Source organism: Streptomyces sp. 351MFTsu5.1, from assembly GCF_000383655.1.
Classification (GTDB): domain Bacteria; phylum Actinomycetota; class Actinomycetes; order Streptomycetales; family Streptomycetaceae; genus Streptomyces; species Streptomyces griseorubiginosus.
Window position 1 is genome coordinate 23,043 of sequence record NZ_KB911809.1, and the last position, 10,431, is coordinate 33,473.

At 71.8% G+C, this 10,431-nt stretch carries 11 protein-coding genes; 10 read left to right on the top strand and 1 reads right to left on the bottom strand.

Translation table 11 applies throughout. The annotated features are described in order from the left end of the window. The first annotated feature begins 8 nt into the window (after positions 1-8). From H295_RS0142140 to H295_RS0142150, 3 genes are read left to right on the top strand one after another with little or no spacing between them, the layout of a single operon-like run. The gene (locus H295_RS0142140) at positions 9-1,370 is read left to right on the top strand and encodes an LLM class flavin-dependent oxidoreductase (RefSeq protein ID WP_020141392.1); all 1,362 of its coding nucleotides are present in this window, start codon (positions 9-11) and stop codon (positions 1,368-1,370) included. Then, on the top strand, positions 1,367-1,996 hold the full coding sequence (locus H295_RS0142145) for an antibiotic biosynthesis monooxygenase family protein (protein WP_020141393.1): 630 nt from the start codon (positions 1,367-1,369) through the stop codon (positions 1,994-1,996). The genes H295_RS0142140 and H295_RS0142145 overlap by 4 nt, the downstream gene beginning before the upstream one ends. Continuing rightward, positions 1,993-3,120, top strand: a complete 1,128-nt coding sequence (locus H295_RS0142150; RefSeq protein WP_020141394.1) for an acyl-CoA dehydrogenase family protein — start codon at positions 1,993-1,995, stop codon at positions 3,118-3,120. The genes H295_RS0142145 and H295_RS0142150 overlap by 4 nt, the downstream gene beginning before the upstream one ends. Before the next feature lie 34 nt (positions 3,121-3,154). On the opposite strand, the gene H295_RS0142155 is transcribed toward H295_RS0142150, so the two are convergent. Further along, a complete protein-coding gene (locus H295_RS0142155; RefSeq protein ID WP_020141395.1) occupies positions 3,155-3,607 on the bottom strand; it encodes a MarR family winged helix-turn-helix transcriptional regulator in 453 nt (150 codons plus the stop codon). Positions 3,608-3,807: 200 nt separating this feature from the next. Between H295_RS0142155 and H295_RS0142160 the strand changes: the two genes are divergently transcribed. The 7 genes from H295_RS0142160 to H295_RS0142190 all read left to right on the top strand — a co-directional run. Then, complete coding sequence (locus H295_RS0142160; protein WP_020141396.1) at positions 3,808-4,905, top strand: NAD(P)/FAD-dependent oxidoreductase; 1,098 nt, start codon at positions 3,808-3,810, stop codon at positions 4,903-4,905. 118 nt (positions 4,906-5,023) lie between these two features. Beyond that, positions 5,024-5,257 (top strand): acyl-CoA carboxylase subunit epsilon, encoded by a 234-nt coding sequence (locus tag H295_RS0142165; protein WP_020141397.1) that lies wholly within the window; start codon positions 5,024-5,026, stop codon positions 5,255-5,257. Continuing rightward, on the top strand, positions 5,257-6,237 hold the full coding sequence (locus tag H295_RS44550) for an alpha/beta hydrolase (protein WP_020141398.1): 981 nt from the start codon (positions 5,257-5,259) through the stop codon (positions 6,235-6,237). Before H295_RS0142165 ends, H295_RS44550 begins: the two co-directional genes overlap by 1 nt. Further along, complete coding sequence (locus H295_RS0142175) at positions 6,234-6,431, top strand: hypothetical protein (protein ID WP_020141399.1); 198 nt, start codon at positions 6,234-6,236, stop codon at positions 6,429-6,431. Before H295_RS44550 ends, H295_RS0142175 begins: the two co-directional genes overlap by 4 nt. A gap of 55 nt (positions 6,432-6,486) precedes the next feature. Continuing rightward, the gene (metK, locus tag H295_RS0142180; protein ID WP_020141400.1) at positions 6,487-7,710 is read left to right on the top strand and encodes a methionine adenosyltransferase; all 1,224 of its coding nucleotides are present in this window, start codon (positions 6,487-6,489) and stop codon (positions 7,708-7,710) included. A gap of 32 nt (positions 7,711-7,742) precedes the next feature. Further along, positions 7,743-8,726: a carbohydrate kinase family protein gene (locus tag H295_RS0142185; protein ID WP_020141401.1), complete on the top strand. Its 984-nt coding sequence runs from the start codon at positions 7,743-7,745 to the stop codon at positions 8,724-8,726. Beyond that, on the top strand, positions 8,723-10,431 hold a 1,709-nt coding region (locus tag H295_RS0142190; protein WP_020141402.1), incomplete at its 3' end, for a homocysteine S-methyltransferase family protein. The genes H295_RS0142185 and H295_RS0142190, both read left to right, overlap by 4 nt.

Consider the following 10,431-nt stretch of genomic DNA (forward strand, 5'->3'; position numbering starts at 1 on the left):
GACCCGACATGGACCAGCAGATACGCGTCACCGCTTTCGCCATGAACACCCCGACCCACCTCTCGCCGGGCACCTGGCGTCACCCCGACAGCCAGGGCCGCCGGTACAAGGACCTGTCGTACTGGACCGATCTCGCGCGCACCCTCGAACGCGGCCTGTTCGACGGCCTGTTCATCGCCGACGTCCTCGGGGCGTACGACGTGTACGGCGGAGCCCCGGACGCGGCGTTGCGCGGCGGCGCGCAGGTGCCGGTGAACGACCCGATGATGCTGGTCTCCGCGATCGCGCACGTCACCGAGCACCTGGGCATCGCGGTCACCGGCTCGACGTCCTACGAGCACCCGTACCCCTTCGCCCGCCGGATGTCGACGCTGGACCATCTCACCGGCGGCCGTGTCGCCTGGAACGTGGTCACCTCGTACCTGGACAGCGCCGCCCGCAACCTGGGCCTGGACCGGCAGACGGGCCACGACGAGCGCTACGACATCGCGGACGAGTACCTGGAGGTCGTCTACAAGCTGTGGGAGGGGTCCTGGGAGGACGACGCGGTCCGCGCCGACGACGTCTACGCGGACCCGGCCAAGATCCATCCCATCGCCCACGAGGGCCGCTGGTTCAAGGTGCCGGGGATCCACCTGTGCGAGCCGTCCCCGCAGCGCACCCCGTTCCTGTTCCAGGCGGGCACCTCGGAGCGGGGCAAGGAGTTCGCCGCTCGGCACGCCGAGGCCGTGTTCGCCACCGCCCCGGAGGCCTCCCGGCTGCGCAAGCAGGTCGACGACATCCGGGCGCGCGCGGCCGCCGCCGGCCGTGAACCGCGGGACATCAAGGTGTTCAGCGGCTGCACGGTCATCACGGCCGACACCGACACCGAGGCGCGGGCCCGGTACGACGACTACAAGAGCTGGATCGACTCCGACGGCATGCTCGCGCTGTTCTCGGGCTGGCTGGGCTTCGACCTGTCGCCCTACCGCCCGGACGATCCGGTGCACGTCGTGCCCAACCACGCGGTCCAGTCCATCGCCGAGTCCCTCGGCCAGGGGGACTGGACGGTGCGGGACATCCTGGAGAAGCTCGGGCTCGGTCATCCGCCGGTCCTCGTCGGCTCGCCCAGGAAGGTGGCCGACGGCATCCAGGAGTGGATCGCGGAGACCGGTACGGACGGCCTGAACCTCGGCCATGTCGTCACACCGTCCACCTACGACGACTTCACCGACCTGATCGTGCCCGAACTCCAGCGCCGCGGTGTCTACAAGACGCGGTACGAGCCGGGCACGCTCCGCCAGAAGTTCCTCGGCCGCGGGGACCGTCTGGCCACCGGCCACCCGGGCAGGCAGTACCGGCCCGCGGCGACTTCCAGGGAGACCGCATGAGTTCCATCAGCGTGGCGGACGGCTGTTTCACGCTGTTCAACATCTTCCACACCGACGGCCCCGAGGGGCAGCGGGTGCTGTTCGACCAGTGGCGCTCGCTGCCCCCGGCGAACGTCCAGCCGGGTCTGGTCTCGGGCAACTTCCACCGCGGCTTCGACGGCCTCTCGGTCGTCAACTACGCGCAGTGGGAGAGCAAGGAGGCCTACGACGCCTTCCTGAGCGAGCGGGCCACCCAGGGCCGGCTCGGCAGCGCCCTGGACGTCTCCCGCCTCGACACCATCCCCTGCGAGGTCGTCCACACCTGGGACCCCACGCCCCGTATCGCGCTCGACGAGCCCTTGTTCACCGTGGTGATCGTCGTCAGGTCGGCCCCCGGCGACCAGGCGCAGGTGCTCAAGGAGATGACGCACGACCCCGAGGAACTGGCGACCACGCCGGGCTACGTCTCCCATGCCGTGCACCGGGGCCTGACCGGGGAGCACGTCGTCAAGTACGCCCAGTGGCGGGACGAGGAGAGCTTCCGCGCGTTCCTGAGCCGGCCGCAGGAGCCGTCCCCGCTGGACGCGCTGGGCGTCGAGGTGCAGTTGTACTTCGGCGAGATCGAGTACATCCGGGAGCGGTCATGAGCGGCGGGACCTGGCAGGACGCGGGGGCCCTCACGGCGGCGGCGGAGGCGGCCGGACGCGGGGCAGCGGCCGCCGACGCGGACGGGCGGCTGGGTTCCGGGACCGTCGAGGCGCTGGCCGCGGCGGGGTTCCCCGGCGGCTTCGCACCCCTCGCGCAGGGGGGAAGCGGTGCCGGCTTCGGCGAGGTGACGCGGGCCGTCGCCGCGATCGGCGAGGGATGCACGTCCGCCGCCTGGATCGCCTCCCTGTGGTCGTACAACGGCCGCTTCACCGCCTACCTCCCGGACGAGGGGCAGCGGGAGGTGTGGGCCAAGGGCCCCGGGACCCGTGTCGTCAGCTCGATGGTCGCGGCCGGCGCCGAGGCCGAGCCCGTGGAAGGCGGCTGGCGGCTCTCCGGTACCTGGCTCTACGTCAGCGGGGTCGAGTTCGCCGACTGGGCGCTGGTGAGTTCGGCGCCGCCGCGCGAGGGCGACCGCTCGATCCGGGTGTTCGCCGTGCCCAGGGACTCCTTCACCCATGAGGAGACGTGGTCGACCCTCGGCATGCGGGCCACCGGCAGCCACACCCTGGTCGTGGACCGGGCGTTCGTACCGGAGTACCGGTCGTTCGTCTGGGACGACCTGCGCCTGGGGCGGCCGGCCGGGGCGGACGCGGGGGCCCATGTGCACCGCGCGCCGCTGTTCGGGGTGAACGGACTCACCTTCGCCGCGCCGATCCTCGGCGCGGCCCGAGGCGCCCTGCGACTGGTCGAGGAGCAGCTCGGCCGGCCGCCGAGCGGAGCGCGCGCGGCGGCGCGGGAGTCGAGCCGGATCGCCTACACCCGTGCGGCGGGGGAGATCGACGCGGCGGCCCTGCTGCTCGGGCGGGTCGCCGAGACCGCCGACCGGGGTGGGCTGGACGAGGTCGGCATGGCCGAGCGCAGCCACCGGGACAGCACGCTCGCGGTGGAGCTGCTCGTGGGCGCGGTGGACCGCCTGTTCCATGTGACCGGCACCCGCGGACAGGCCACCTCGCATCCCATGCAGCGCATCTGGCGGGACGTGCATGCGGCGGGCTCGCACGCGGCCCTGCAGTTCGAACCGGCGGCCTTCGCCTACACCAGGCGGCTGGTCGACGCGGCCTGAGCGCCCGCCGGGCGGTTCGCCGGCGCGGCCGCCCTCAGCGCTCGGCGGTGGTGCCCTGGTCGGGTTCCACGAAGACCACGGGAACCTTGTTGTCCAGCACGACGCTGCCGAGCAGCCCGGCGAGCGTGTCGCGCTCGGTCTCGTCGAGGGCGGCCGGCAACTGGTCGATCCGGCGGCAGGCCTCGGTGTAGAAGCGGTCGGCGAGCCGGGCGCCGCGCGAGGTCAGCGCCACCCGCACCGCGCGGCTGTCCCGCGGATCCGGTTCACGCCGTACCAGACCGTTGTTCTCGGTGCGGTCGACCAGACCGGTGAGGCTCGATTTGGCCAGCCCCAGCATCGTGCACAACTCGCCCATGCCGTACGGCTGTGCCATCAGTACGCACAGCAGCTGGCCCTGCTGCGGCGTGAGGCCGTGTTCCCGGCCCGCCTGGGCGTAAACGGCATTCACCAGGAACGAGGACCGCACGAGCGCGGCCACCAGCCCCATCCGACCGTCATCGTTTTTGGCCACCGGCCGAGCATAGCACGTAAACATCGAAAGTTCGCAGCATGAACTAACGAATCCCTGTAGATACTTAACAAAGATCTGTAGTTCTTGAAATCCATATGTGTTGTGGTTCGGAGTACGAATCAGTTACGTTCGTTATCCGAACCCAATGGAATTCCTGCGTTTGTGGAGCGTGAATCATGAGTCGTACTGTCGCCGTCGTCGGCGGAGGCTACGGGGGCGCGGCGGTCGCCAAGGCGCTGGAGTCCGAGGCCGACGTGATCCTGATCGACCCCCGGGACGCGTTCGCCAACGTGGCCGGATCGCTGCGCGCGCTGGCCCAGCCGGGCTGGGCGGCCAACATGTTCTTCCCCTTCGAGACGCTGCTGACGAAGGGCCGCGTGATCCGCGACCGCGCCGTGTCCGTGGACCCGACCGGTGTCACCCTGGGCTCGGGCGAGCACGTCGCGGCGGACTACGTGGTCCTCGCCACCGGCTCCAGCTACGCCTACCCGGCAAACCCCGCGGCCGACTCCGTCGCCGAGGCGCTGGAGGACTTCCGCGCCTCGCACAAGGAACTGCTCCAGGCCCAGAAGGTCCTGATCCTGGGCGCCGGCCCGGTCGGCCTCGAACTCGCCGGTGAGATCAAGGAGGTCTGGCCCGACAAGAAGGTCACCATCGTCGACCCGGCCGGCGAACTGCTGCCCGGCTTCAAGCCCGAGGTGGTCGAGGACCTGCGCGGTCAGCTCGACGCGCTCGGCGTCGAGGTGCGTCTCGGCACCGGCCTGACGGCCCAGCCGGCCACCGAGTCCGGCCGCGCCGGCGCCTTCACCGTCACCACCACCGACGGCGACGAGATCACCGCCGACGTCTGGTACCGCGCCTACGGCACGACCATCAACAGCGGCTACCTCGCCGACGGCAAGCTGACCCCCCTCACCGAGCAGGGCCAGGTCCCCGTGACCGACACCCTCAATGTCAAGGGTCACGACCACGTGTACGCCATCGGCGACCTCACCGACATCGAGGAGGCCAAGATGGCCGGCTTCGCGATGCAGCACGCCGAGGTGGTCGCCAAGAACATCACCGCCCAGATCAAGGGCGAGCAGCCCGAGGCCACGTACCAGCCGCTGGGCTTCCCGATGATCCTGCTGCCGCTCGGCCCCAACGGTGGCGTCGGCCAGCTGCCCTCGCCCGACGGGCCGTTCCAGGCCCCGGCCACGATGGTCTCCGAGTTCAAGGGCTCGGACCTGTTCACCGCCCGCTTCGTCGGTCAGCTGGGCCCCACGGCCGCCTGACCCCCGCCCCACCGTCCCACCTCAGCCCGCCGCGCGGGCTCGCCGGTCCTCCTGGATTCCCCCGCCTGTGGACCGGCGAGCCCGCGCGGCGTTCGTGTTTCCCGTCCCAGGAGCCGACGTGACGCCACCCTCCTCTCCCACCGAAACCTTCCTGCGCATCGAGCGGGGCAGCCCCGACGCATGCGAACTGGCGGCACTCACCTCGGTGTTGCTGGCCCGCGCGGCGGCCCTGTCGGAGTGTGCCGCGGACGACCCCGACAACGCCGTCCGCCGTACCGCGGGCTGGCGCCGCCTCGAACGCCGCACCGGGCCGAGCACCCCCCGCAGCTGGCGCGACGACTCACCCCGCTGATGACCGTGACCGGCGCGGTCGAGCAGCTCACCGTCGCGCCCTGCGGCCCGACCGGGGCCGACCCCCGCGACCCCGTCCGCGCAGTCACCCTCGACGCGGGCGGTATCCCCCTCTCCGCCCTGCTCGCCGAACCCCGCTCCGGCCCGCCGAGAGCCGTGGTCGTCGCCGTGCACGGCGGCGGCATGCGAGCCGGGTACTTCGACAGCCGGGTTCGCCCCGAGCTCTCCCTCCTCGCCCTCGGCGCCCGGCTCGGCTACACCGTCCTCGCCGTGGACCGGCCCGGATACGGGGCCTCGGCCGCCGTACTGCCCCGCGGTCAGGCCCTGGCCGAGCAGGCGGCCACCCTGCACGACGGCCTCGCCGCCTTCGCCGCCACCCACGCCACTGGCGCCGGAGTCTTCCTCGTCGCCCACTCCAACGGCGGCAAACTCGCCCTCGCCGCGGCCGCCGAGGCGCGCGGCCGGTCCCTGATCGGGCTGGACGTCTCCGGACTCGGCAGCCGGCTCGCCGTACGCCCGGACCAGCTGCCCGGCCGCAACGGGCACGGCGACTGGCGCCGCCACTGGGGCTCGCTGCGCCTCTATCCGCCGGACGCCTTCCGGCAGGGCCGGCATCTGGTGTCCCCGGTCCCGGAGACGGAAGCGCACGAAGGCCCGGCGTGGCCCGGCATGTACCCGCGGATCGCCGCTCGGGTGCGCGTCCCGGTCCGCTTCACCTTCGCCGAGCAGGAGCAGTGGTGGCTGTTCGACGACGACGCCGTGGCCGCCCTGCGCGAGCCCCTGGCCGCACCCGTGGTGGCCGTCGACCGCCAGCCCGACGCCGGGCACAACATCAGCCTCGGCTGGGCCGCCCGCGCCTACCACCTCAAGGCCCTCGGCTTCCTGGAGGACCTTCTGCTCGCCCGGGACGCGGCTCCCGCCGGGCGGCGGCCGACCGAACCGATCGGAGACAACACACCACCGAAGGACAGACAGAGATGAGCATCGACACACTTGAGGCCGCCCGCGCCGCGACCGCCCTCGACCGGCCGGCGTTCGGTGAGGCCGCCCCGGTCCGGCACGCCGCCGACCCGCACACCCCCGACGGGCCCGCCCGCGCCCTCCTCCGGCCCGCGCTGCTCGCCGGTGAGGAGTGCGAGGCGCCCGACCCGTGGATCTTCCGCGGCACCGACTGACCGCGAGCGCCCCGCACCGCCCCGACCGACATCCCACCGCCTTCCCAGGAGAGACATGTCCCGCCGCCTGTTCACCTCGGAGTCCGTGACCGAGGGCCACCCCGACAAGATCGCCGACCAGATCAGCGACGCCGTCCTCGACGAACTCCTGCGACAGGACCCGTCCTCACGCGTCGCCGTCGAGACCCTGATCACCACCGGCCAGGTGCACCTCGCCGGCGAGGTGACCACGGCCGGCTACGCCGACATCGCCGCCCTCGTCCGCGCGAAGATCCTGGAGATCGGCTACGACTCCTCGGCGAAGGGCTTCGACGGAGCCTCCTGCGGTGTCTCGGTGTCCATCGGCGCGCAGTCGCCCGACATCGCGCAGGGCGTCGACACGGCGTACGAGAACCGTGTCGAGGGTGCCGCCGCAGGTGGAGAACTCGACGAGCTGGACCGCCAGGGCGCGGGCGACCAGGGTCTGATGTTCGGCTACGCCACCGACGAGACCCCCACCCTGATGCCCCTGCCGATCGAACTGGCCCACCGCCTCTCCCGCCGCCTCTCCGAGGTCCGCCGGGACGGCACGGTCCCCTATCTGCGCCCCGACGGAAAGACCCAGGTCACCATCGAGTACCTGGGCAACCGGCCGGTCCGCCTGGACACGGTGGTGGTCTCCTCCCAGCACGCCCCGGGCATCGACCTGGACGCACTGCTGGCCCCCGACATCCGCACCCACGTCGTCGACCACGTCCTCGACCGACTCGCCGAGGACGGCATCAAACTGGAGACGGACGACTACCGTCTCCTGGTCAACCCGACCGGTCGCTTCGAGATCGGCGGCCCGATGGGTGACGCCGGCCTGACCGGTCGCAAGATCATCATCGACACCTACGGCGGCTACGCCCGGCACGGCGGTGGCGCCTTCTCGGGCAAGGACCCGTCCAAGGTGGACCGTTCGGCGGCGTACGCGATGCGCTGGGTCGCCAAGAACGTCGTCGCCGCGGGACTCGCCTCGCGCTGCGAGGTCCAGGTGGCGTACGCGATCGGCAAGGCCGAGCCGGTCGGTCTGTTCGTGGAGACCTTCGGCACCGCCACCGTCGCCCAGGCGCGGATCGAGAAGGCCGTCACCGAGGTCTTCGACCTGCGTCCGGCCGCGATCATCCGCGACCTCGACCTGCTGCGCCCGATCTACTCCCTGACCGCCGCGTACGGCCACTTCGGCCGCGAGCTGCCCGAGTTCACCTGGGAGCGGACCGACCGGGTCGCCGCGCTGCGCGCCGCCGCGGCCCTCTGACCCCAGCCGTCCACAGGAGCAGAGGAGTTCATGTGCGTATCGCGGTGACAGGATCCATCGCCACGGACCATCTGATGGTCTTCCCCGGCCGGTTCACGGAGCAGCTCATCCCCGACCGGCTCGCCCGTGTCTCCCTGTCCTTCCTCGTCGACGAGCTCGAGGTGCGCCGGGGCGGGGTCGCGGCCAACATCGCCTACGGCCTCGGCGGTCTCGGGCTCGACCCGTTGCTCGTCGGGGCGGTGGGCGACGACTTCGCGGAGTACGAGATCTGGCTCAAGGCCCATGGCGTCGACACCGCCGCCGTCCACGTCTCCGGCGAGCGGGCCACCGCACGCTTCATGTGCATCACCGACGAGGACGCCAACCAGATCGCGTCGTTCTACGCGGGCGCCATGCAGGAGGCCCGCGACATCGACCTGCGCCGGGTGCTCGACGGGCGGCAACGCCCGGACCTGGTCCTGGTCGGCCCGAACGACCCGGAGGCGATGGTCCGTCACACCCACCAGAGCCGGGAGCTCGGCCTGCCCTTCGCCGCCGACCCCTCCCAGCAGCTCGCCCGGCTCGACGGGCCCCGGGTCCGCGACCTGGTGGACGGCGCCCACTGGTTGTTCACCAACGAGTACGAGGCCGGCCTGCTCCTCGCCCGCACCGGCTGGACCCGTGAGGAGGTCCTCGACCGGGTCGGCGCCTGGGTCACCACCCTGAGCGCCGAAGGAGTGCGGATCGACCGCGCCGGCCTGCCCGTGCTCACCGTCCCGGCCGTCCCCGACGCCCCGGTCACCGACCCGACCGGAGTGGGCGACGCGTTCCGGGCCGGCTTCCTCGCCGCCCTTGCCCGCGAGCTGCCCCCGGTCGCCGCGGCCCGCCTGGGCTGCGTGGTCGCGGCGACCGCCCTGTCGACGGTCGGCTCGCAGTCGTACCGCATCGATCGCGACCACCTGCTGACCACGGCCGAGCGCGCCTACGGCACCGCGGCGGCCCAGGAACTCGCCCCGGCTCTGGACGGCACACGATGACGGACTCCCGCGGAGCGCTCCTGCGTGAGGCGCTGGCCACCACAGTGGTGGTGGCCGACGGTGCGATGGGCACCATGTTGCAGGCCCAGGACCCGACCCTCGACGACTTCCAGCAGTTGGAGGGCTGCAACGAGATCCTGAACGTCACCCGTCCGGACATCGTGCGCTCGGTCCACCAGGCGTACTTCGAGGTGGGCGTCGACTGCGTGGAGACCAACACCTTCGGCGCGAACCACGCGGCCCTCGCGGAGTACGACATCCCCGGGCGGGTGCACGAGCTGTCCGAGGCCGGTGCCCGCATCGCCCGTGAGACGGCCGACGCCTTCGAAGCCCGGGACGGCCGCCGGCGCTGGGTGCTGGGCTCGATGGGTCCCGGCACCAAGCTCCCCACCCTCGGCCACGCCCCCTACGCCGTGCTCCGCGACGCCTACCAGCGCAATGCCGAGGGTCTGATCGCGGGCGGCGCCGACGCGCTGCTGGTGGAGACCACCCAGGACCTCCTCCAGACCAAGTCGGCCCTGTTGGGCGCCCGACGCGCCCTGGAGGCCACCGGCGCGGACCTTGCACTGATCTGCTCGGTGACGGTGGAGACGACCGGCACCATGCTGCTCGGTTCGGAGATCGGTGCCGCGCTGACCGCGCTGGAGCCGCTCGGCATCGACATGGTCGGCCTCAATTGCGCCACCGGCCCGGCCGAGATGAGCGAGCACCTGCGCTATCTCGCCCGGCACTCCCGCGTCCCGCTGTCGTGCATGCCGAACGCGGGGCTGCCGGTCCTCGGCAAGGAGGGAGCGCACTACCCTCTGACCCCCGCCGAACTGGCCGACGCGCAGGAGGCGTTCGTCCGCGACCACGGAGTGTCGTTGGTGGGCGGCTGCTGCGGTACGACGCCGGAGCATCTGCGTCAGGTGGTCGAGCGGGTCCGCGGTCTCACGCCTTCCGAGCGCAGCCCGCAGCCCGAGCCCGGTGCCGCCTCCCTCTACCAGACGGTCCCCTTCCGTCAGGACACCTCGTACCTGGCGATCGGCGAGCGCACCAATGCCAACGGGTCGAAGAAGTTCCGTGAGGCGATGCTGGAGGCCCGCTGGGACGACTGTGTGGAGATGGCCCGGGAGCAGATCCGCGAGGGCGCCCACATGCTGGACCTGTGCGTGGACTACGTGGGCCGGGACGGCGTCGCCGACATGCAGGAGCTGGCCGGCCGGTTCGCCACCGCCTCCACCCTGCCGATCGTGCTGGACTCCACCGAGGTCCCCGTCATCCAGGCCGGCCTGGAGAAGCTGGGCGGGCGCGCGGTCATCAACTCCGTCAACTACGAGGACGGCGACGGCCCCGAGTCCCGCTTCGCGAAGGTCACCAAGCTCGCCCAAGAGCACGGGGCGGCGCTGATCGCGCTGACCATCGACGAGGAGGGCCAGGCCCGCACCCCGCAGACCAAGGTCGCCATCGCCGAGCGGCTGATCGAGGACCTGACGACGAACTGGGGCATCCACGAGTCGGACATCCTCATCGACACCCTGACCTTCACCATCTGCACCGGTCAGGAGGAGTCCCGCAAGGACGGCATCGCCACCATCGAGGCGATCCGTGAGCTCAAGCGCCGCCACCCGGACGTGCAGACCACGCTGGGCCTGTCCAACATCTCCTTCGGCCTCAACCCGGCCGCCCGCGTCCTGCTCAACTCGGTCTTCCTCGACGAGTGCGT